Raw genomic sequence first — 21,710 nt, 5'->3', positions numbered from 1 at the left:
GATCATGAATCCCAGTTTTAAATTTTTTCTAGCACTGATTATTTCTATAGAAATATCTCTTAAATCAAGCTTGTTAACCAATCTTTTAATCATCTTTTTTACCATAATTTATCTAATCTACAAACACATCAAATTGAAGAATCTGCTTTTAACTTTATTAATGCCCTTAATTGCTGCATTTACGGTTTTTGCTACTTTATACTGGTTTGCACCTCAGCCTAATTTACAAAATGCACTGAGTTTATCCAGTCGTATTTACGTCTATACGTTGACTATCTATTGTGTATCAATAGGAACTACTGCTATGGAATTAGCACGTTCTTTTGAACAGAATTTTCATTTACCCAGTAAGTTTGCCTATGGGGTTTTAGCAGCTCTTAATATCGTTCCCAGAATGAAGGAAGCAGTTAAACAAATACGCACTGCCGGCATGATGAGGGGCGTTTACTTGAGCTTTTGGTCACCTGTTTTATATTTTAAAGCTATTCTTGTTGCGCTTAATTCGGCAGAAAATTTAGCACAGGGCATGGCATCTCACGGCTACCGTGAGAGCGCCCAGCGGTCAGTTATTGCACCTGTTCCTGTTCAAAAAAGTGATTGGCTTAAATCGATTGTTATCCTGTTTTTAGTTAACCTGGCATTATTCACATTAAAATAAAAAAGTGGACCTGCATGTCCACTTTTTCTTTAGCCTAATTTATTTTGCCATAGTATAGCCTGTGACATTTATTTTGACTGACTGGTCTGCATTGACGAAAATCTGAGGTTTTTCAGAAGTATAATACCGTTCTGAAAATACCAGCTCACCGTCATTTAAGAAAAACTCAATTGAACTGGTATCAATAAATACCTGTATTTTCAAATTTGGCTTTGGTCTTAATCTGCCATAACGTCGAGAATCATCTGCCGGCTTATCAGCTCGAGTTAAAACTACTTCGTTATTCCTTTTGTTCCAACTTAGTGTTACCAAATTTTCCTGCTCATTTTTGAGTACAAAATTAATCTCACTGCCAGACCAATTTTCTGTTTCAGCTGTCAAAAGCAATTCCAGATGCTGCGGATCGGAAACATTCATCTGCTTTAACGAAGTCATCAACTTTTCATCAATTACTTTTTCTTGCCGCAGCTGTTTTAATTCTTTAACTGGCTTCATATATAGCTGATTATTCTTTAAAGTCAATTCTCTGGGCAAGGTTAAAGCACCACACCAACCATCAGCCTGTTCAGGAAAGTCAGCGTGCCACATATCAAGCCAGCCAAAGACAATGCGCCGATTATCAGGTGTTAACATGGTTTGCGCTGCATAAAAGTCGTGGCCATGATCAAGTTCTCGAAACGCTCCGTGTTCAAACTGGTTTTTGTGATAATCCATCTTACCAATGAAATATCCCGTTTGATAAAGATTAAGATACTTTTTACCCTTTGCTGCAATTCCCTGTGGTGAGCACAACAGAACATCTTGCCCATTAAGTGAAAAAAGATCCGGACATTCCCACGTATATCCTTCATTATCTCTTCCCTGAGAAACTGCAATTGGTCCTAAATATTTCCAGTGCAATAAATCAGTTGACTTATAAGTAATTGCACGACCCAATCCTGCCTTATCTTGACTGCCAACAATAATATAATATGAATCCCCATGTTGCCAGACTTTCGGATCACGAAAGTGCTGTGAGTTATCAGCCGGTGGTACGGCAATCACTGGATTACCACCGTATTTTGTAAAATGAATACCATCATCACTATATGCAACATTTTGCGTTTGGCTAAAAAGGCTGTGATCATTCACATCATAATAATGATTACCAGTATAGATCAGATATAAACGACCAGCTTTTTCAATCGCACTGCCGGAATAACAGCCATTGTCATCTTCAGTGCTGTCTGGTGTCAGCGCTATTGGCAGTTCTTCCCAGTGAATCAAATCTTGACTGCGATAGTGTCCCCAATGCATTGGTCCCCTTTTAGATGAATAAGGATAATACTGATAAAAAATATGGTAGTAGCCTTGATAATACGAAAAGCCATTAGGATCATTCATCCATCCGGAAGGCGTTGAAACGTGATAATTAAGACGATAACGTTCATTAGTAATTTTTGCTGGAACCCGCATTTTTGTTTCTTCCTTATTTTTATAATTTCAGTTCGCTCACTTGTCTAATTGCAAAATTAAATTGCCGTGATTTACTTCTGTATCTTTGTTCTTTGTGGTAAAGCCATTTTTATATTCAGGGAATAATACCATGACGGTAGTTTGTTTACCAGCTGCTTGAATAGCTTTTAAATCCATCTTAGCTAATGGATCGCCTGCTGCAATTTCCTGACCATCTTTTACTAAAATTGTGAAACCTTTGCCACCTAAATCAACAGTATCAATTCCCATATGCAGTAATATTTGTACGCCATTTTCACTCTTTAAGGTAATTGCATGCTTTGTCGGGAAAACAGATATCACTTTACCATTAACGGGTGCAAAAATATCACCGGTAGTTGGTTGAATAGCGAAACCGTCCCCAACTAATTTCTTGGAAAAAGTTTCATCATTAACTTTTTCAAGAGGTAAATATTCACCATCAACTGGTGCTAAGACTGAATTATCATCAGTAGCAACTAGTATTTTGCTTTCTTTGTGGTCCACTCTTCTTTTGTTTTCCGGTAATATCGGCCTGAATTTATTCCAAACAAGAATAAAAATAATTGGCAAAACAAATGCAATGAGGTTACCAATAACATACGGTCCAATCGGTCTGGCAACCGTTAAACCAGGAAGTACAGTAAGACCCTGCGCTAAACCTTTAACATTTAACAGCTTCATGTAAACTCCGCCAAATCCGGCTCCCAGAAACGAACATACGAAAGGTACAATACTGTATTTAAGATTAACAGCAAAGATAGCGGGCTCAGTAATTCCGACTAACGTAGGAATAAAACTTGAAATAGCAATATCACGATCTTTGGATTTTTGCTTTAAAATCAAGTACATCCCAATACAGCCACCGCCTTGGGCAATAATGGAAACTGACCAAATAGGTTGAATATAATCAAATCCTGTCTGTACAATTAAATTAGCTTCGATTCCCTGGATAGCTTGATGCGTTCCAGTTACCACTAGAGGTTGCAATCCTGCGGCAAAGACAAAGGCACCAAAAGCGCTCATTTTCATATAAAGGAAATTAATGATGCCGCCCAAAATATTCCCAATCCAGAGACCAAGAGGTCCAAAAATTAGAAATAGTGATAAATTGGCCGCCAGCAAAGTAACAGCAGGCACGAGTATATACGAAACAACTTGAGGTATATATTTAGTAGCTATTTTTTCAACCTTGGCCTGAAACCACGCAGTTAAAATTGCCGCAAAGACACCGCCTTGAAAACCCACAGCAGCTATTTTTAGACCAAATAAATTCCAATACGCTGGATGAACTTGTCCCAGGACAAAAGCATTTCTATCAGCCAAATCAGGTGAAATCATGACAAAGCCGACTAGTATCCCCAAAATTGGATTACCACCAAAGCGCTTAGTGGCTGAATACATTACTAATACGGGCAAAATTTTAAATGTAGTGGCAATAACATTTAAAAATTTACAAAAATCGCCCACATATACACTCTGCTGGGCCAGTGACTTGGTCATACCAAACATGCCCGGAGTAGCAAGCAATGACCTTAAGCCTAAGATCATAGCAGCACCAATAAAAGCTGGAATTATAGGAATAAAGATATCGCCAAAAACTTTAAATGCTTGCTGAAATTTATTTTTGTTTTTGATACCTTCATCTTTAATTTGATCAACTGATACTTCTTTAGTTCCAGAGATTTTAACAAAAGCATCATAAGCTTGTTCTACTGCTCCCGGACCAAATACTATTTGCAGTTGCCCGCTGTTGTATATTACTCCTTTAGTGCCCTCAATGTTATTAAGGGCATCTTGGTCGGCCTTATTAACATCTTTTAAAACTAGCCTTAACCTGGTAACGCAGTGGGTTGCACTAACTACATTATCTGCACCACCAACATTTTTTAAAACTTCTTGTGCAATTTTATTATAATCTGCCATTTATTTTGTTCCTCTTTTATCATTTACGATAATCATTGGAAAATTCAATTTGTTCAAGTCGAAGCGTTCCGTTAGTTACGGTCACACTTAAAGTATGACCAAACTTGTGGTAAACGCGAGCATTTAACGCAGTACCATTTAGATAAATCGTTAGGATATTATCATCCACAATTACTTTTAGATCATATTCTTTACCAGCCTTTAAATCGATTGGTCTGTTAAGTCCTTTATTCATCATTTGGTACCATCTGTAACAAGGATTTTTATCCAAAGTTAAGTAGTTCTCATCCAAATTAAATCTAAACTCATAAGATTCATCTGTTACAGGATTTCGGTAAAGTCGAATAGAAAAATCACTAACAGATTTGCTAAAACTGATTTTAGTATGGAAATAAAAGTGTTCTCCCGTATCTTCAATAAGTTCTTTTTCTTCAAGAGTGTCTTTGGTTTGCAATTGCTGTGACGCAATTGCTGTTTTATTTGCAAAAGCTGCACAAATTTCTGCAACAGGACGCACACCAAGCGTATTATCCGCACGTTGGTAAATTTCTTGCGGTACAAAAGTACCGCCCCATTCATAATTGTTCATATCATTCAGACCAACTTTAGTGGGAACCCAGCCAAAGAGTACTCGGCGCTTGCCATCAAAAGCTGTTCTGGCAGCATAATAAGCTCGACCGTCAAAGGCTTCATCTTTAGGTTTGAGCCACGGACCATTCAGGCTTTTACTCATCCTGTAAAAAACCTTGTTTTTGACGCTATATTCTGAATAAAGCAGATACCACCAATCACCCATTTTAAAAAGCTGAGGCATTTCAAACATGGTATATAAATTCGGAGCCCAGAAGTCACCCTCAAATTGCCAATTTTCTAGATCTCTTGAAGTGTATTTTACAAGTCTTCCAGTCAACTTATGCTTATCTTGACCTTTGCGCGCTCCTAAAATCAACAGGTATTCCTTTTTGGTATCATCCCAAATGACTGATGGATCACGCCAATTACGGTTATCATAGCCAGGTTGTGGTTCAAGCTTTAAAGCATTTTTTGATTTCGTCCAGTGAATAAAGTCCTTGCTGGTGGCATGCAGTAAGATTTGCGATGCCTTTCCTTCTTTTAAAAATTCTTTGTTAAAACCTGTGTAAAAAGCATGAATTTTACCATTAGCTTCAAAAACTGACCCAGCATAGGCAAATTGATCCCAATCTTGGTCGCTGCCTCGCTTTAGTACCTCTCCATAATCATCATAGTGTACAAAGTCTGTGGTGGTTGCAAGTGACCACCCAAACGGATCAGTAATTGGACCATGAATCCGTTTATCTCGTTGATGGTAAATATAAAACTTACTATCCTGAGCGTAAGGCATAATATCTCCTACCCAAACATCTTTAGGTTGATAGTAAATTTGTTGATTATTAGTTGGCTTTAAATCCATCGTTTCCTCCTTGTTAGCACTTACATTCACTATTGAATATACTGCAACCCGTTACATATGTCAACCGGTTACATATATAAAATTAAAAAAAACCAGTTAAAAAAACTGGTAATTATTACACTGTATGTCCTATATAAAGACTTACAGGAAGATTAAGGCGATCTGTTTCTTTTTTGCCATTAATTTTATTTATTAATTTTTCTGTTGCTACTTGTGCTATTTGACCAATTGGTTGTCTGATTGTTGTTAATCTGGGATTATATAATAAAGTTTGCTTTGCCCCATCAAACCCGATAACTTTGACATCTTCCGGTACTCTTTTATCATGCATTTCTAGATAAAAAATAGCTAATGAAGCTAACAAGTCATCTCCTGCAAAAATGCCATCAATTTGGGGATGATTTTGCAAATAATTTTCAATAGTTTCTTTCTTCTTAGCAGCACTCCACACAAATGGGACTTCTAGAACATTTTTAGGTAAATTATTCTTTTCCATTAATTCCAAATATGCAATTGAACGATCATTAGCCGGTAACTTGACTGAACTATCACCCCTAATATCAAGTATTTGCTTACACCCACGGTCAACCAACAATTGTACTGCTATTTTACCTCCAGCATAATTATCACAGGCAACAGTTGTAGTATTTTCACCCAAGTCACGATCAATAGCAACTATGGGCAATTTAGAATTTTGATAGCCGGACACATGCTTATTATGCGTGCCAACAATAATGCCGTCTACTTGATTTTTACGGAGCATTGTCAAATACTCAATTTCTTTTTGGGGATTATTTAGACTGTTGCAAAGAAGCATTTTGTAGCCTTTTTGGGATAACAAATATTCAATATCCTGTATTAATTCAGCTTGAAAAGGATGAACATTTGAAGGAAAAATGACACCGACTGTATATGTTCTTTTTTGATAAAGCGCACGAGCTAAGTCGTTGGGATAATACTCTAATTTTCTCATAGCGGCCTGGACTTTATCACGAGTTTCTTTACTAATATAGCCCCTACTATTCAAAACTCGTGAAACCGTAGCCGTTGAAACTTGTGCTTCTTCGGCAACTTCGCGGATTCCAATCTTTTTCATACTAAAATTCCATCCTAAATATAATTTTAAAAATTACTTTGTGTACTGATTAAAATACAACATTAAGACAATTTGGTCTACTTATGATACGGACTGCCACTATTAATCATAAAGCCGCGATAGATTTGTTCAATTAAAACGACCCGCATTAATTGATGTGGCAAAGTCAACTTGCCAAAACTCAGCAGATCATTGGCACGCTGGTTTACTGCTGGACTAGTACCTAAGCTGCCACCAATTACAAAAGTTAAATCAGAATGCCCATAAGTTGCCAAATCCTTTAATTCACGAGCAAACTCTTCACTACTGCGCTGTTTACCTTTAATTGCAGTTACAAATACGTATTCCTTATCTTTAATCTTATTTAGGATCCTTTGCCCTTCGACTTCTTTGACATTATTCTGTTCTGCTTGACTAAACTTTTCCGGTGCCTTTTCATCAGGTACTTCGATTACTTGTACCTTGGCAAAACGGCTCAGCCTTTTTTTATATTCAGCGATTGCATCTTTAAAGTATTTTTCTTTTAACTTACCCACACAAATAATTTTAATATTCATAATTGCTATTTTATCCCCCAATTCCCAAAGTTTCCACTTGCTTTTTCCACAGCTGTGTAAAGTTCAAAACTACATTTTGTGGTTTTTACCTTTAGTAAGAGAACAAATTGTGTTTTGACAAATTTTTTATATTTATCATCGCTGATTTACCCACATAAATATTTTTCATAGTTGATTTTCACAAACTTTTTGCTCTAAAATACTGCTGTTAAGCCTTGAACAACTGTTTGAGCTAATTAATTTTCACTATTATTTACACACAATTCACAGGTTATACACAATTTATCCCATCCGGTTTTTCGCATTTTATGCACAATCCACAAAGTTATCCACAGTTGTCAACAAAAAATGCTATGATATTTTTTACTTGACAATAATAATTCGCGAACTTTTTTATGTTTCCCAATAATAATGTTAACAAAAAAGCTATACTTATGTCTAAAATCGCATAGTATAGCCTTTTTATCACTTAATTCTAGAATATTCTTTGTTTAATCGGATTGTAATTTTACACGTAAATTAATCTCTTTTCCGTTACGGTTAATGGTTAAATTAATGGTATCTCCGACTTTGTGATTATACAAAATGCTGTGTAACGAAGCAACATCTGATACAGATTTGTTGTCAACTTTGATAATCACATCACCAGTCTTAATTCCGGCCGCAGACGCAGCACTGTGCTTGGAAACCGAAGCAACATAAATACCATTTTTCAGATTAGACTTAATGTTAAGTTGTTTTCTGTTGCTAGAAGGTATGCCTTGCAAAGCAATCACTTTAACACCTAATTGTGGACGGACAATCTTGCCCTTTTTAACCAGCTGATTAACTATGGTTACCACTTCATTGGATGGAATAGCAAAGCCCATGCCTTCAACTGATGTGCCGTCACTTGATTGAGAAAGTTTCATTGAGTTGATGCCAATTACTTGCCCTGCGGAATTGACTAACGCACCGCCTGAATTACCCGGATTAATAGCAGCATCAGTTTGAATAACCGTCTGCTGATTAGCAGAAGAAGTCGTAATACTACGCGCTGGTGCTGATATTATCCCTTGAGTAACCGTTGAAGCGTATTCGCTGCCAAGTGGCGAACCAACTGCAATAACTGTTTGACCTGCCTGTAAACTCTTAGAGTCACCAAATTCAGCTGTTTGAGTTACATAGCTGCTATCAATTGAGAGAACAGCTAAGTCTGTTGTTGCATCCGTACCCACAATACGTGCGTTAACAGTTTTGCCATTAGACAGCATGACTTGCACTTTATCGCTGCCCGAAACAACGTGATTGTTAGTTACAATATAACCTTTATTGCCAGATCTCTGGTAAATTACTCCAGAGCCCTCGCTATATGTTTGCAGTTTTCCCTTACCTTTATTGTCATTATCGTTATCACCAAAAATATCGAAAATAGAGTTGCTGCTGCTTGATTGCCGTTTCATATTAATAACTGAAACAACGGCACCTTTAACGTCATTATAGGCTGGCGTCATTGTGCCACTGGTTTTAGCACTGTTTCTGGAAGTTTTCGCACTGCTGGAGCTAATAGTCGTTTGAGCATTATTATTCATATTAGCGTTATTAATTTGATCTAAGGCTACATATGAAGCTCCACCACCGATTAGTCCGGCTACAACACCAACAATAGCAGTTTTCATAATGCCATGTTGCTGATGACCAGAGTTTTGATTATTCATTATTTAATCTCCTTTACATATCTTTTTACTATACTAACAAAACTTGAAAAAAGATAAAAAGTTTCCTTAAATTTGTACTAAATTAGTTGGCTGGATCGGATCGGTCAGAACAATTTTAACATCACTGGGCAAATTAGCATCCCCATCAACCATTATTTTTTTAGCAGCATTATAAGCCAACTTTGCAGTATTATTATGCTGACTTCTATGTGCTAAAAAAATGTGTTCGGTTTTACTTGTCACCACATCGAGCAAAGCCTGCCCGGCATCATCATTTGATAAATGTCCGACATCTGACAAAATACGCTGCTTTAAGCTCCAGGAATATGGACCATTGCGCAACATCATATCATCATAATTAAACTCCATGAGATAGGCATCCGCATCTTCAATCACGCTTTTTACCTTACGAGAGACATAGCCGGTATCTGTCAAAAAAGCAATTCTCTTGCCACTACTGGTAAAAACGTAATATTGAGGCTGTGCTGCATCGTGACTAGTCGCAAATGCTGTCACATCCAAATCGCCAAAAGTCTTGGTTTGCCCCGGCTCAATAATATTAATTTGTTCAACCGGTATTTGCCCAATTTTTTGTGTTTCAGTTAAATATTCCCAAGTGCCACTGTTGGCAAAAGCCGCAATTCGAGGGTAACGGCGCATTAAAACCCCCAGTCCTTTGCTGTGATCTGAATGATCATGACTTAAAAAGACCATGTCAATGTCTTTAATATCAACGCCAACTTGACTTAACAAGGTCTTGATTTTTTTACCTGATAAACCTGCATCCATTAAAATTTTATGCTGACCAGTTTCAATTAAGCTGGTGTTACCAGTTGAACCGCTGGCTAAAACAGAAACCTGCACCGCATTATCCCTTCCTAATTTTTCTGTACATTAACATTATATGAGCTGCCTTGCAAGATTTGTGCTGTAAATGCATTAACTCTTTTAACAGTGATGTTCTTAGTTGTCTTATTTTCAACTTGAATTAGCCATGTAGGCAGCAAAATTGTACTGCCGCGAACATCGGTTAATTTAGAATAGCCTAAACTAACTCGCATTACCCGCGAATTGTTGGCAATTTCCCTGTCAGTATACATTGCTTTAACAGCGTGCCAAGCACTGATAATTAATTGCGGTTCACGAACTGCTTTAATAGGACCCATATAGGAAATAGTATAGTTAATAATTTGATCATTGCGCACATTAATTGTCAACTGAGCATCACTGTCGTAAATGCGACCATAATCGGTATTTTGCACATAGCAATATGTATTGTCACCAGACATGCTGGGTTCAAACTTAAAAGTTTTACCATAGGGTACATTTTTAGGATCGTTTTTAAAATCTTCCAGCTGCTGCATATTATTTTTGCGGTTGCCACTAAGTAGAATCATGGACTTAGGTGTCCCAGTTAAAGAATTGTCACTTTTGGAATAATGGGTTGTAACTTGTGTAAGACTACTGCTTTTACCAGAAAGATAATCACGCTTTTTAACAGCTAAATAATAACCAGATTGTTGCTTATGTGAAATATGCAGGGGCACGTCAATTCCGTCAGCTCGCATCTCGGCACGAATGCTTGTTGCAGTAGAACCGGAAGTATTGCTCAAGCTAATAGGCGAACGCCAAATTTCAATTCCTAAATAAATATCGATTAACAAGAAAATGACGAAAAATAACCATTCTATTCTTTTACGGTCCATCTTATTTCCCCTCTTCCGTTAATGTCTGCCTATATTTATTCAGAGCCAGAAAATCTATTTTCTCCCATTCGGCTAAACTCTTCCACTCATCATATGCTTTAACATAATATCCTGGTACCAGGTTAACCAAGTGGTCGTGTGAATTATCCTTTTCAACCTTAAAAGCCACTATTATACGTTGAATTTCATCTTTTCTCATACCGGCATTTATTAATCTTTGCATTACTGCTGCGCTTGTTGGCAAAGTTTTCGTCTGACCATCAAAAGGTATTGGTATTTGTAAATCTGTATTGTTAAAATCAACTTTTACTGCATCTTCAGTGAAAGTGGTTGCAACCTGTGGACTGCTTTCATCCCAAAAGACTGGTATGCCCTCAATATAGTTAATATAGCTTATAGAATCATTTACAGTATCAAAGTAACGCAAATCCTGCTCGCTTAAACCTAGTTTATGAACAAAATCTACGCTCTCTAGAAGCTGATCATTAAGTGATATATCTTTACGCTTCTCATACCCAGTATAGTGAAAATCATGTCGTTCAGTTTTAGCCTTGGGAGCTCGTAAATTGGTATAGTAATTAAGCGAGTACGTAGTCCAGCCTTTTTTGTTGGAGCGGGTTATCACGTTAGTAGTACCAAGCAGCCGAGATACAAAATATGAATCAGTTTGGGTATTAGTAAGGTAGCTGTATATTTTCCAATGGTCTTGCTTAGTAAAGAATACCTCATAACAATTTTTGAGACGTACGAACTCCACTGGAACTCTTCCTTGAGCTCTGCTGGCATAATTGCGTAGTTTTGAAAAGTTGCCTTTAATTAAACGAACCCGGTAAACAGTGAAAGTCTTATCATTCCCGAGATAAAGGTAATTATTGCTGTCTGACACAAAAACGCGTCGAAATTGCACATCATCCTTTTTTACGTTTTTTCTAGTAAACAGATTGATGCTAACTTCTTTAGGAAAGCTTAACTGAATACAATTTTCATCATGCAGCATTTTTTCATACTGCGTTTTACCGGTACTAATTTTATTAATACTGCGATATTTTACCCCTTTTACTTCTTTGACAAACTCCAGTGGCAAGTTCTTTTTAGCATCATATAAACGATATAACTGACCATTTCTAAATCCATAAGAGTTAGTAGGAATGTAGAGGTTGGAAACAATACGATTACGTCTGTTTTTTGCCTGTTCAGTTACTCTGCCCGTTTGATTAATATGATTAAAGTACTGATCATTAGTCATAATAAAAATCCAGAGAACAATTGAGAGAACGAAAACTGCCAACGTTCCTAGTAAAAGCAGTGCGTCGCCGAGCTTAAATTTAGACTTCATCCCAATCATCCCCTTCACTCATTGGTTCATAAGGCAGTGCAATATAAAAAGTTGAGCCATTTCCTTCACTGCTATTAGCCCAAATATGACCATGATGTTCTTCCACAATTTCTTTAGCAATCGCAAGACCCAGACCGGTCCCTCCTTGGGCCCTTGAACGAGCTTTATCAACACGGTAAAAGCGATCAAATATTTTAGTCAGATCTTCACGTGGAATGCCCAAACCCTGATCTGCGATACTAAGAACAATCCGATTTTGTTCAGAATGAAGTTTAACCGTGATTGTCCCACCATTAGGTGAATACTTAATTGCATTATTCATGATATTATCAATTACTTGGGCAAACTTATCTGTATCAATTTCTACCCACAATGCCTGCGTACCTAATTCACGTTTAATAGTGTACTTTTTGTTTTCTTTTTTATCCGTTTTGACAATCATGTCAAAGCGATCAAGAATATGAGCTACAAAGTCATTAAAATTGACCCATTCCACATCAACTTTAGAAACTCCTCTGTCCATGCGTGACAAGCTGAGCAGCTCGCTAATCATTCTGATCATGCGCTCGGTTTCTTCTTGTGTAACTTGCAAAAATTTAGGAGCAACATTTGGATCTTTCCAGGCACCCTCATTTAAAGTTTCAATATATGCATGAAGACTAGTAAGCGGTGTACGCAACTCGTGAGAGACATTAGAAACAAACTGCTTTTGTGAATTTTCATTTTTTTGTTGTTCGGTAATATCATGCAAAACGCAAACACTACCGGAAACAAAACCTGTCACCCTTTTAATAAGAGAAAAACTGGCATGTAAAATGACTTCATCTCTTGTTCCCTTATTGATGGTAATAGCTATACCCTTTTGATTTGCAATTAAATCCTGCGAAGATTCTTCCAAACCCAAAACTTTAGCAATTGGCTTATTAATAATTTCTTCTTCTGTTTGATTTAAAAAGTTGAGCGCCATTTGATTAACAACGTTAACATTGCCGTGCCTGTCTGTAGCAAGGACGCCATCACTCATATGTGACAAAACACTATCCAATCTGCGCTGTTCACTTTCAGATTCTTCTTGTGAACGTTCAATTCTGACGGACAAAGTGTTAAAGGCCTGACCCAACTGACCCAACTCGTCATTTGAATAGATCTTTACTTGGCTCGAATAATCGCCGTCTGCGATATTAAGTGCTTGACTCTGCATTTCCTCAATTGGTTTGGTAATCGCATGCGAAACAACTAAGGATAAAATTGCACCTATCACTGCCGCAATTAAAGAAGTGACCAAAAACATCAGTGAGATATTACGCAAGTCATTGAAAACTCCCTGCATTGACGCTCGTACGTATATTGCACCAACTATATTAGCAGAACCATTACCGGCACTTAAGGGGGTAACCTGCACCATGTAGTCTCCATGGTCATTAATTACTTTAGTTGCCTGTCTGCCAGTGGAAGTTACCTGCTTCACTAAAGTATTATTGACACGCTGACCAATTCGGTTTTTATCATTTAAGTTTGAAACTGCACGAATAATGTCTTTATTATCTACAACAATAATTTCACTGATCGTGCCAATACCATTGCTATAGTCGTTAACAATCCTATTCAAATTGCTGTCAGTATGCTTGTTGTCTTTCAGTAATTGAGTTGACAACTGATTAGACACAATGGGCAGAACCTGAATGGAAGATTGGAAGTTTTCAATGCTGTTTTGCTCTAATTGGCGCGTAAAATAAGCACCAATGACCTCAATTGTGGCAATAATTGTCGCCATAAACACGATGGCTAATGTTGTATTAATAGAAATAGTTAAATGTTTAAACTTATTCTTGATTTTTTTCATAATTTTTGTAGTGATTAAATAAAAAGAAAGCCTCGCTTGCTAAACATTGCGGGCTTTCTTAATTAGTCTTCATTAGGCTGTTTTACATAATAGCCAACACCGCGACGAGTTACTAAAATCTGCGGCTGAATAGGATTATCTTCAATTTTTTCACGCAAGCGGTGTACAGTAACATCAACTGTCCGAACGTCGCCAAAATAGTCATAACCCCAAACGGTCTGCAAAAGATGCTCTCTGGTCATTACCTGATCCATGTGCTGGGCTAAATAGTAGAGCAACTCAAATTCACGGTGAGTCAGCTCAATCTTTTTGCCTTCTTTTTCAACAATATAGGCATCTGGCATAATAACCAGATTACCGATGGCAATATTTTTTGTAGAACTATCATCATTAGCACTTTCATCTTTTTTGACGATATTGCGCCGACGCAAATTAGCCTTTACTCTTGCTACTAATTCACGGTTAGAAAAAGGTTTGGTAACATAATCATCTGCGCCCATTTCCAGACCTAAAACTTTATCAATTTCAGTATCTTTTGCTGTCACCATAATGATAGGCATATCATGAGTTTGTCTTACTTCACGCGCTACATCCAAACCATCTTTTTTGGGTAGCATCAAGTCTAAAATCATTAAGTCAGGATTATATTCGTCAACTTTCTTGATAGCCTCTTCGCCATCATACGCAGTGTCGACGTCAAACCCTTCTTTTGTCAAATTAAATTTAATAATATCAGAAATTGGTTTTTCATCATCAACAACGAGAATTCTCTTTGACATCGAAAAGCCCCCTTTTGTGATCATTATACTGGTTTTTAGTTTATTAGCCAAAAAAGTCACCAAAATTTAATAAAAAAACTTGCATTTCAGTGAAAATAATAGCATAATAGTCTCCGTCGGTTATTTGTAATAACGCTTATGGGTGGCTAGCTCAGCTGGCAGAGCAACGGACTCTTAATCCGTGGGTCCAGGGTTCGAACCCCTGGCCACCCATTAATAATAAAGGTAGTAATCACTTGGTTGCTACCTTTTTTGTTTGTCAAAAGACACTAAACCTTTATATAATATCAGATCAGTTTCATTTGTCAATTCTATTGTATTTGTTATTGTTTTAAACAATTAATCCAGCACTTTTTCAGCAAAAACATTGATTCAACAGTATTTTATCCACTCATTTTACTTTTGCAGAACCTCATGAAATTAACAAATAAAAGCAACAAACTATAGCTTTATAACTACAAATTCTGCCCTAAGCAAATGTTAAGCAGAGTTCTTTATACTTTTTTATACAAAAGCCTTGTCAAAAGCCGAATTAATTGTTATCATAATTAACTGTCAACAGAAATGGTGACGGGTGGCTAGCTCAGTTGGCAGAGCAACGGACTCTTAATCCGTGGGTCCAGGGTTCGAGCCCCTGGCCACCCACCATAATAAAAATAGCACTGCAAGTAGTCGGTGCTTTTTTTATTGCTTTTAAAAAATTCAGTTTGAAGGAGACTTTCTAGTCCCCTTTTTTGTTTTCATAATCTGCAATATCCGTTAGAACTTGTTCTGCCAGTTCTTTGACAGTGGCACTTGTCAGCTTACGCTCTTTTTCGCCAAGTGTATCTTGTTCAAGCCACCATTTCTCGAGAGTCTCAAGCGGAAAAGGACTTTCTTTTTCTTCATTATTTTTTAGGGTTTGCGCAAAAGAAATATCTAAGTAATAAACAAATGCTCCTGCACCAAATTCATGAATTATTTTAGTTAAAGTTGTGCCATAAATCCTTTTGGGCAATATCCCTTCCAATATAATTATAGGGTAGTATTGTTTGCCCCATTCAATCATTAATTCTATCAGACTGGCAGTTGGTGCCGTCTCTTTTTCCTTAACATGCAAAATATCAAGGCGCAATAAATCTTCATGTAAAAGCAAACATCTTTGGTAGCCAAAATGATTTTGCAAACAATTGGCTAGGACAGTTTTGCCACTACCAGAATTTCCTCTAATTAAAATAAAAATTGGTGTCATTGAATATTTTTCCTTTCAATACCGGTGACTAAAGAATTAACGTTACTATTTAAATTATATTATTAAGCTTTTATATTTTTAATATTAAAATAATGCACATAAGATATAATTAATACATTAAATTATCAAAGTAGGCAATATTAACGAAGAAAAAATGGTTAATAGGAGTAAGCAGCATTTTAGGCTTGCTCTTAGTTACAATTGTCCTGTTTCACACTTATGAACAAAAAAGTTCGCATACGGGTACGGAAGAAGTCAATTCTGGCAATACGAAAAAAGCTCATTTTAAAGCTACGCCTACCATTTATTTGCATGGCTATGGTGCTGGTGCTCGCTCGAGTGCAGGAATGATTGCATATGCCGAACAGCATAATGATGCACACAAGGTATTAACAGCTAAAATTTCTCCTGCAGGTAAGGTTGAATTACAGGGAAATTGGCCCCGCAAAACTAAAAGACCGCTTATTCAAGTAATTTTGCAAGATAATAAAAACAGCAACTATTACACAACGCGAGAGTGGTTTCACAACCTGATAATATGTTTAAAACAAAAATACCATATTAAGCAATATAATACCGTAGCTCATTCTATGGGAAATATCATGACTCTCTCTTATCAGTTAAAATACGGACAGGATCGCAATTTGCCTCGATTAAAAAAGCAGGTCAATCTTGGTGCGCCATTTAATGGTATTATTGGTTTAGATGAGAAGCCCAATCACAATTATCTGCTTAAAAATGGGAAACCAAAATATATGACCCAATCCTACCAGTATTTTTTAACGCATCGTCATAACTTTCCAAACAATGTATCAGTGTTGAATATTTTTGGCAATAAAGAAAATGGTACCAATTCTGATGATGACGTCAGTTGCGTTTCAGCCCAGTCTTTACGATATTTGTTGCGTGGCAAAGTAAATTACCATGAAATTGAAATTAAAGGTGCAGGTGGACAACACAGTAAGTTGCACGACAATTCCAAAGTAGATCAGATTATCGGTCAGTTTCTGTGGGCTAATTAACTATTAATTCTATAAATTATTTTAATATTTTTTTCATAAATTATAGCGTATAATAAAAAGAAAAAGGATATTTTATAGTGACAGGAGAAGAATGATGACTCCACTAATTGAAAACTTCATCTCAAAATTGGCTCTGAATTTGACATCTTTATCTAAATTAGAGCAAAAATATACGCTCGCTTTCTACCGTGATTTTCTGCTCGACGGTGATTTTCAAACAAAAGAAGAAATAGTTAAAGAACTAGGTACTCCAGATGACTTGGCAAAAGAAATTAAGCAAGACTACGTTAAATTTTTAACAGCAGTTACTGCCTCTGCTAATGATCCCAATGCCAGTGATAATTATTTTAATGGGTTGCGTGTCAAAAGATATCCCCGCAGGGAACGTACCATTACCCTTGAAAACTTCAATCAAGTAAAATTGGCAGTTAAGACTACAGATGTAATTATTCATCAAGGCAGTCAGTTTCAAATAACAGTAGCAGATTACAGCAGCAGACCTGTAGAGGTAAATTTAGTCAAGCAAACGTTAGTTGTTAAAGAGGCTCCTGTTGAGGAAAAAAGCCATGTGATCATGTTCAACAGGCTCACTAATGCCAGTCGCGTGGAAATTACTGTTCCTAAATTAGATTCTTTATCTAAAATTAGCGGACAAAGTCACAATGGCGACATCATGTTGCAAAATCTAAAGCTTAAAAACATTGTACTTAACCTTCATAATGGCGACATATACATCAATAATGTTCAGGTCTCAGATGAGTTGATTTTTTCCGGCAGAAATGCGGACTATTTTATTACTCAGTCACTAATTGCTCAATTATCCAGCAAAGATCGTAACGGTGATGGCAGTTTAAAACGCAGTATCCTTAAGCAAATAATTGCTCAAACAAGTGAGGGAGATATAGAACTTGTCCAATGTCATACTAACATCAGTCTGGAAGCACGAGATGGAGATATTCAGATCAGGCAAAGCCAACTAACCAGCCAAAATATTGTTAAGGCTGCAAATAGCGACTTGAAGTTAAGCCAACTTGCCCATGACATCAGTGTGCAGCTTAAAGTAAACGATGGCGACATTATTTATCGCAATTCCAGTATTGGTAATAGTTTTAACAGTCAAAGCATGCAAAGTGACACGTTAAAAGCAACTCTAAATGATGGAGATATAATCATCAAATAAAAATAAGGCTCAGATGAGTCTTATTTTTTTGTATTATTTATCAAAAATTTCGGTTTAATACTTGCTAATTTCTTAAACCTAAATTAAAATATTATATATCATATAATATTAGGGGAGGCAAAGCATGGCAATCCAGATACCAACTCGTTTGCTAGATGGTGCGGTTTTAGCTTTTCTAAAACAAGATGATCTGTATGGCTACGCTTTGACACAAAATGTGCAAAAGATTTTTTCTATCTCCGAGTCAACTATCTATCCTGTTTTACGCAGATTAAAAAAGAATAACTGCTTAACAACTTATGATGAGCCTTATCAAGGACGCAACCGGCGTTACTATCACATTACTGATGAAGGGCTGACGTTGCTAAATACAATTCAAGATGAATGGCAAGATTTTAGTGCAAGAGTTAATCAAGTATTAGGAGGGCAAAATGACCAAAGTAATTGATGATTATATTTCCGAACTAGAACAAAACTTAGCTGATTTGCCTGAAAAAGATCGCGAAGATGTTGTCGAATTTTACCACGAATTTTTATTGGACGGTGACTTCATCAGACGTTCTACCATCGAAGCTGAACTAGGAACGCCCAAACAATTAGCAATCAATATTTTAGCCGATTATTCAAGCAAAGATGATTCTGTTTCTCCAAGAAAGGAGACTCCGAAGTCAAACCTAAAGGCCAGCTGGTACATTTTATTAGGAATTTGTGCTGCTCCAATTGGCATCCCACTCGTTTTAGCAATTTTATTCGTGCTCTTCTTTATACTCGCAGTTTTCTTTGGCTTATTTTTTACGATAATAGCCTTTTTGTTTAAATTCTTTGTCGGTGGAGGCCTAAACTTTCTTAAATCTTTATCCCTGCTATTCACTAACAACTGGCCAGTCGGCTGTCTTTACTTGGGTAAATCCTTAATTTGCATTGGCATTATTCTTTTATTACTCCCATTTATTATCAAATTAGGCAAAATTTTAATTGCCAAGTGTACCCAGTTTATGCGTAACCTTGGTAAAAATATTTTAAAGAAAAATTATTTTCAAACTAATACCGGAAAAAATACAGATAGGGAAAAATAAAAATGAAAAAGTTTTATAAAATTTGTGGGCTAATCTTTGGACTGGTAGTGCTTATTGGGCTGATTCTACTAGTCGTATTTAGATTAAATGATAACCCGTCACATGATTATAATGGTAAACACGCTCATTATAATGAAAGCAAAACTTTTTACGTAAAAAAGTTCGACAGTATTAAGTTAGCCTGTTACAGACCCGATATCCGAATTTCACTTAAGGATATTAACAAGTTTAAAGTGGTTGTTAGAGGGGGGCACGGTGCAGACATCAAAAAAATAAAAACTAAAGTTGATCATAATATGCTCACTATTTCGGATCAGCCTGAACATGATTATAACGATGGCTATTATAGCGTTGATGTTTATGTTCCTGCTAAAAGCGCCTTGAAAAAAATAACTGGTTTTTGTGAAGAAGGCGATTTCTATATCAATAGTTTAAACGTTCCCCACGTCAATTTGACAATAGAAGATGGCGACGTTTTGATTAATAAGCTTACTGCGAAAAGCCTTGACCTAAATTCAAATGACGGTGACCTCAAAGTAAACCAGTCGACTTTTTCACGTAGTTCACTAAAACTAAATGATGGCGATGTTAAGATTAGCGACTCTCAAATACTAAATAACAGCTCAGTCATATTGAATGACGGTGACTTTTCAATGTCAAACGCTCCTAAGATCAACTATGTATTGACAAATCACTCGGATGATAAAATCATTTTTAAAGGTTCTTATCATTCCAATCATTTTGCAAAAAAAGTTAAAAATAAACCCGTATTAAAAGTTACTAGTATGGATGGCGATATTCTAATTAATTAGTGGGCAAGTAAACTTTACTTAGATGTTTTCTTGGTTAGTAATACCCATTTTAAAATTAAAAACTTATCCAAAACAAGGAGAATCAAAATGAAGAAGTTTTACCTAATCAGTGTTGCCATCATTACTATCGGTATAATTTTGCTTGGTATTGGTGAAACTAACGGTGGCAGAGAAGATATCAATAATATCCATTCAGGCATAACAACCAATATTGAAAACTTTTTTAATCGTAATCAAACTCACGTATACTCACATCATATACCAGCAAAATCCCGTACTTTCAACGTAGGCAAGTTCTCTAAAATTAATATTGACGCTGAAGAACCCAACATCCAAATTGCTAAAGGAGACAACTTCCAAATTAAAGTTAGTGGTCCTAATGTAAAAAAGATCAGTGCCAAGGTTCATGGCGAAAAACTGACCATTTCAGACAACGGTGCTTATGAGGATGGTACTTATAAGGTAATTGTCACTGTTCCAGAAGAAGACTCGCTAAAAGAAATAACTGGATCATGTTCTGAGGGCAATGTTCATTTAGCTGATTTGACAGTTGCCAGCATCAATTTACAATCAGAAGATGGCAATATTACTACAGATAGTATTAAAACGCAGGAAGCCAACTTTGACCTTGATAATGGCGATTTGAAAATCTCCAATTCAACATTAACAAGCAGTTTCCTCAACATGAGTGAAGGCGACCTGATTGTTACCAGTAGTCACTTTAAAATCAAGGCTACCTTAGGTGACGGTGATGCTAAGATAAATAATTCTAATTTACTTGACAACAGCTCATTTAATCTAAGCGAAGGCGATTTTCAAATGAGCAGGTCTCCCAAGATCAGTTACCAGCTTTCAACCGCTTCAGATGATGATCTTGTCTTTCATGGCAATAATCATCGCAAACACTTTTCTAAAAAATTAAAGGGTTTGCCTTTGCTTAAAGTTACAAGTGGAGATGGGGATATAGTTATTAATTAAAAATTCCAAAAGACTTGAGTTGGGAAGCCTTTGTCACATTAAAATAATTATAAGAATAAAAAAGGCATTATTTTTTATTTCTATATTGTCTGAATCAAGTTGCGGTGCTAATATTTACTAAATATAATATTAGATCTAGATTAAAGAAAGAAAAATACAATGAAAATTAATTTTAACGGGTCACTTGAATTTCAAAATAAACCGGATCCTGAACCACATGAAATTGACCTATCTTCATTTACCAACATCACAATGGATCTTTATGCTTTTAGCATTGATATTCATTCTGGAACAAATTATCATGTAACGATTTGTGGTAATGACAAAGACTATGTAACTGCTGAAGTTAAAGAACAAACTTTATTTATTAGTGAAAAAGGACATAATTCTAATAGTTTTACTTTCGAGCATTCTTTCAAAATAAATAAAATAATAGTTACTGTTCCAGAGGATGCATCGCTTAACACACTGCAAGCAAGTGAACATGCTGGAAGCGTCCTTTTATCTGACCTTAATATGCAACAGCTTAAATTGAAAAATGAAGCCGGTTCAACAAAATTGCTTAACGTTACTATAACTAAAGATGCAAAACTTAATCTAGAAGCAGGCAGTTTATCAATCAGCCACTGCAATATAAACCTAAAAGCAAAACTTTCTGCTGGTTCGGTTAAAATTGATAATTTGCAAGGAAAAAGTCAATTCGTACTCTCTAGCGGATCATTTAAAATGACTGACAACAATAATATTAAGACTAGTTATGATTTATCTGCTAATATCGGGTCAATATATTTTCACGGTAATAGAGAAGGTCAGAGCTTTTATTGCCTAGGTGACGATCAAAACCAGGTAACTGTTCAATGTGGAGTGGGATCAATCAAAATTGTATAAAAAAGTCTTACCTTAACCTA

At 36.2% G+C, this 21,710-nt stretch carries 19 protein-coding genes, 2 tRNA genes and 2 pseudogenes; 10 read left to right on the top strand and 13 right to left on the bottom strand.

Annotated features, from left to right (window positions below; all coding sequences use genetic code 11):
- Positions 1-4: 4 nt before the first annotated feature.
- A complete protein-coding gene (locus H3T43_RS06875; RefSeq protein WP_198213498.1) occupies positions 5-658 on the top strand; it encodes an energy-coupling factor transporter transmembrane protein EcfT in 654 nt (217 codons plus the stop codon).
- 39 nt (positions 659-697) lie between these two features.
- Here H3T43_RS06875 and H3T43_RS06870 read toward each other — a convergent pair whose 3' ends face one another.
- From H3T43_RS06870 to yycF, 12 genes and pseudogenes are all read right to left on the bottom strand, one after another.
- Complete coding sequence (locus H3T43_RS06870; protein WP_198213496.1) at positions 698-2,113, bottom strand: sucrose-6-phosphate hydrolase; 1,416 nt, start codon at positions 2,111-2,113, stop codon at positions 698-700.
- Between the two features lie 36 nt (positions 2,114-2,149).
- Positions 2,150-2,581, bottom strand: a pseudogene (locus tag H3T43_RS09625) (PTS glucose transporter subunit IIA); the annotation flags it as partial.
- 57 nt (positions 2,582-2,638) lie between these two features.
- Positions 2,639-4,057 (bottom strand): annotated as a pseudogene (locus H3T43_RS06865) (PTS transporter subunit EIIC); the annotation flags it as partial.
- Between the two features lie 19 nt (positions 4,058-4,076).
- Positions 4,077-5,489, bottom strand: a complete 1,413-nt coding sequence (locus H3T43_RS06860; protein ID WP_198213492.1) for a family 43 glycosylhydrolase — start codon at positions 5,487-5,489, stop codon at positions 4,077-4,079.
- Between the two features lie 115 nt (positions 5,490-5,604).
- Positions 5,605-6,585, bottom strand: coding sequence for a LacI family DNA-binding transcriptional regulator (locus H3T43_RS06855; protein ID WP_198213490.1), 981 nt, complete (start codon positions 6,583-6,585; stop codon positions 5,605-5,607).
- Positions 6,586-6,662: 77 nt separating this feature from the next.
- Entirely contained in the window at positions 6,663-7,142 is a 480-nt protein-coding gene (gene rlmH, locus H3T43_RS06850) for a 23S rRNA (pseudouridine(1915)-N(3))-methyltransferase RlmH (RefSeq protein WP_198213488.1), read from the bottom strand.
- Positions 7,143-7,633: 491 nt separating this feature from the next.
- Positions 7,634-8,839, bottom strand: coding sequence for a S1C family serine protease (locus H3T43_RS06845; RefSeq protein ID WP_034980915.1), 1,206 nt, complete (start codon positions 8,837-8,839; stop codon positions 7,634-7,636).
- A 66-nt stretch (positions 8,840-8,905) separates the two neighbouring features.
- Positions 8,906-9,703, bottom strand: coding sequence for an MBL fold metallo-hydrolase (locus tag H3T43_RS06840; RefSeq protein ID WP_198213486.1), 798 nt, complete (start codon positions 9,701-9,703; stop codon positions 8,906-8,908).
- Between the two features lie 14 nt (positions 9,704-9,717).
- Complete coding sequence (locus H3T43_RS06835) at positions 9,718-10,545, bottom strand: two-component system regulatory protein YycI (protein WP_122051783.1); 828 nt, start codon at positions 10,543-10,545, stop codon at positions 9,718-9,720.
- A gap of 1 nt (position 10,546) precedes the next feature.
- Positions 10,547-11,881 (bottom strand): hypothetical protein, encoded by a 1,335-nt coding sequence (locus H3T43_RS06830; protein WP_232350299.1) that lies wholly within the window; start codon positions 11,879-11,881, stop codon positions 10,547-10,549.
- Complete coding sequence (gene walK / locus H3T43_RS06825) at positions 11,871-13,724, bottom strand: cell wall metabolism sensor histidine kinase WalK (RefSeq protein ID WP_034980924.1); 1,854 nt, start codon at positions 13,722-13,724, stop codon at positions 11,871-11,873. Before walK ends, H3T43_RS06830 begins: the two co-directional genes overlap by 11 nt.
- A gap of 62 nt (positions 13,725-13,786) precedes the next feature.
- A complete protein-coding gene (gene yycF, locus H3T43_RS06820; protein WP_034980927.1) occupies positions 13,787-14,503 on the bottom strand; it encodes a response regulator YycF in 717 nt (238 codons plus the stop codon).
- Positions 14,504-14,643: 140 nt separating this feature from the next.
- Between yycF and H3T43_RS06815 the strand changes: the two genes are divergently transcribed.
- Positions 14,644-14,716 (top strand) — tRNA-Lys (locus H3T43_RS06815).
- Between the two features lie 359 nt (positions 14,717-15,075).
- Positions 15,076-15,151 (top strand) — tRNA-Lys (locus tag H3T43_RS06810).
- 73 nt (positions 15,152-15,224) lie between these two features.
- On the opposite strand, the gene H3T43_RS06805 is transcribed toward H3T43_RS06810, so the two are convergent.
- Positions 15,225-15,734, bottom strand: a complete 510-nt coding sequence (locus H3T43_RS06805; protein ID WP_198213482.1) for a zeta toxin family protein — start codon at positions 15,732-15,734, stop codon at positions 15,225-15,227.
- Between the two features lie 185 nt (positions 15,735-15,919).
- Between H3T43_RS06805 and H3T43_RS06800 the strand changes: the two genes are divergently transcribed.
- From H3T43_RS06800 to H3T43_RS06770, 7 genes are all read left to right on the top strand, one after another.
- Positions 15,920-16,756, top strand: coding sequence for an alpha/beta hydrolase (locus H3T43_RS06800; protein ID WP_198213480.1), 837 nt, complete (start codon positions 15,920-15,922; stop codon positions 16,754-16,756).
- A 94-nt stretch (positions 16,757-16,850) separates the two neighbouring features.
- Complete coding sequence (locus H3T43_RS06795; RefSeq protein WP_198213478.1) at positions 16,851-17,936, top strand: DUF4097 family beta strand repeat-containing protein; 1,086 nt, start codon at positions 16,851-16,853, stop codon at positions 17,934-17,936.
- Positions 17,937-18,060: 124 nt separating this feature from the next.
- Positions 18,061-18,384: a PadR family transcriptional regulator gene (locus tag H3T43_RS06790; protein WP_034980930.1), complete on the top strand. Its 324-nt coding sequence runs from the start codon at positions 18,061-18,063 to the stop codon at positions 18,382-18,384.
- On the top strand, positions 18,368-19,012 hold the full coding sequence (locus H3T43_RS06785) for a DUF1700 domain-containing protein (protein WP_198213476.1): 645 nt from the start codon (positions 18,368-18,370) through the stop codon (positions 19,010-19,012). The genes H3T43_RS06790 and H3T43_RS06785 overlap by 17 nt, the downstream gene beginning before the upstream one ends.
- 2 nt (positions 19,013-19,014) lie before the next feature.
- The gene (locus H3T43_RS06780; RefSeq protein WP_198213474.1) at positions 19,015-19,824 is read left to right on the top strand and encodes a DUF4097 family beta strand repeat-containing protein; all 810 of its coding nucleotides are present in this window, start codon (positions 19,015-19,017) and stop codon (positions 19,822-19,824) included.
- An 87-nt stretch (positions 19,825-19,911) separates the two neighbouring features.
- A complete protein-coding gene (locus tag H3T43_RS06775; RefSeq protein ID WP_198213472.1) occupies positions 19,912-20,802 on the top strand; it encodes a DUF4097 family beta strand repeat-containing protein in 891 nt (296 codons plus the stop codon).
- A 159-nt stretch (positions 20,803-20,961) separates the two neighbouring features.
- Positions 20,962-21,690, top strand: coding sequence for a DUF4097 family beta strand repeat-containing protein (locus tag H3T43_RS06770; protein WP_198213470.1), 729 nt, complete (start codon positions 20,962-20,964; stop codon positions 21,688-21,690).
- Positions 21,691-21,710: the final 20 nt, after the last annotated feature.

This window comes from Lactobacillus sp. M0396, from assembly GCF_016101625.1.
In the GTDB taxonomy this organism is placed as follows: Bacteria; Bacillota; Bacilli; order Lactobacillales; family Lactobacillaceae; genus Lactobacillus; species Lactobacillus huangpiensis.
This window is presented reverse-complemented; position numbering and strand designations above follow the sequence as displayed.

What these genes read in the sequence shown, in the direction of transcription:
- H3T43_RS06875 (WP_198213498.1), top strand. Translation starts at nt 5, where the DNA reads ATGAATCCCAGTTTTAAATTTTTTCTAGCACTGATTATTTCTATAGAA.
- H3T43_RS06870 (WP_198213496.1), bottom strand. Translation starts at nt 2,113, where the DNA reads ATGCGGGTTCCAGCAAAAATTACTAATGAACGTTATCGTCTTAATTAT.
- H3T43_RS06860 (WP_198213492.1), bottom strand. Translation starts at nt 5,489, where the DNA reads ATGGATTTAAAGCCAACTAATAATCAACAAATTTACTATCAACCTAAA.
- H3T43_RS06855 (WP_198213490.1), bottom strand. Translation starts at nt 6,585, where the DNA reads ATGAAAAAGATTGGAATCCGCGAAGTTGCCGAAGAAGCACAAGTTTCA.
- rlmH (WP_198213488.1), bottom strand. Translation starts at nt 7,142, where the DNA reads ATGAATATTAAAATTATTTGTGTGGGTAAGTTAAAAGAAAAATACTTT.
- H3T43_RS06845 (WP_034980915.1), bottom strand. Translation starts at nt 8,839, where the DNA reads ATGAATAATCAAAACTCTGGTCATCAGCAACATGGCATTATGAAAACT.
- H3T43_RS06835 (WP_122051783.1), bottom strand. Translation starts at nt 10,545, where the DNA reads ATGGACCGTAAAAGAATAGAATGGTTATTTTTCGTCATTTTCTTGTTA.
- H3T43_RS06830 (WP_232350299.1), bottom strand. Translation starts at nt 11,881, where the DNA reads ATGAAGTCTAAATTTAAGCTCGGCGACGCACTGCTTTTACTAGGAACG.
- walK (WP_034980924.1), bottom strand. Translation starts at nt 13,724, where the DNA reads ATGAAAAAAATCAAGAATAAGTTTAAACATTTAACTATTTCTATTAAT.
- yycF (WP_034980927.1), bottom strand. Translation starts at nt 14,503, where the DNA reads ATGTCAAAGAGAATTCTCGTTGTTGATGATGAAAAACCAATTTCTGAT.
- H3T43_RS06805 (WP_198213482.1), bottom strand. Translation starts at nt 15,734, where the DNA reads ATGACACCAATTTTTATTTTAATTAGAGGAAATTCTGGTAGTGGCAAA.
- H3T43_RS06795 (WP_198213478.1), top strand. Translation starts at nt 16,851, where the DNA reads ATGACTCCACTAATTGAAAACTTCATCTCAAAATTGGCTCTGAATTTG.
- H3T43_RS06790 (WP_034980930.1), top strand. Translation starts at nt 18,061, where the DNA reads ATGGCAATCCAGATACCAACTCGTTTGCTAGATGGTGCGGTTTTAGCT.
- H3T43_RS06785 (WP_198213476.1), top strand. Translation starts at nt 18,368, where the DNA reads ATGACCAAAGTAATTGATGATTATATTTCCGAACTAGAACAAAACTTA.
- H3T43_RS06780 (WP_198213474.1), top strand. Translation starts at nt 19,015, where the DNA reads ATGAAAAAGTTTTATAAAATTTGTGGGCTAATCTTTGGACTGGTAGTG.
- H3T43_RS06775 (WP_198213472.1), top strand. Translation starts at nt 19,912, where the DNA reads ATGAAGAAGTTTTACCTAATCAGTGTTGCCATCATTACTATCGGTATA.
- H3T43_RS06770 (WP_198213470.1), top strand. Translation starts at nt 20,962, where the DNA reads ATGAAAATTAATTTTAACGGGTCACTTGAATTTCAAAATAAACCGGAT.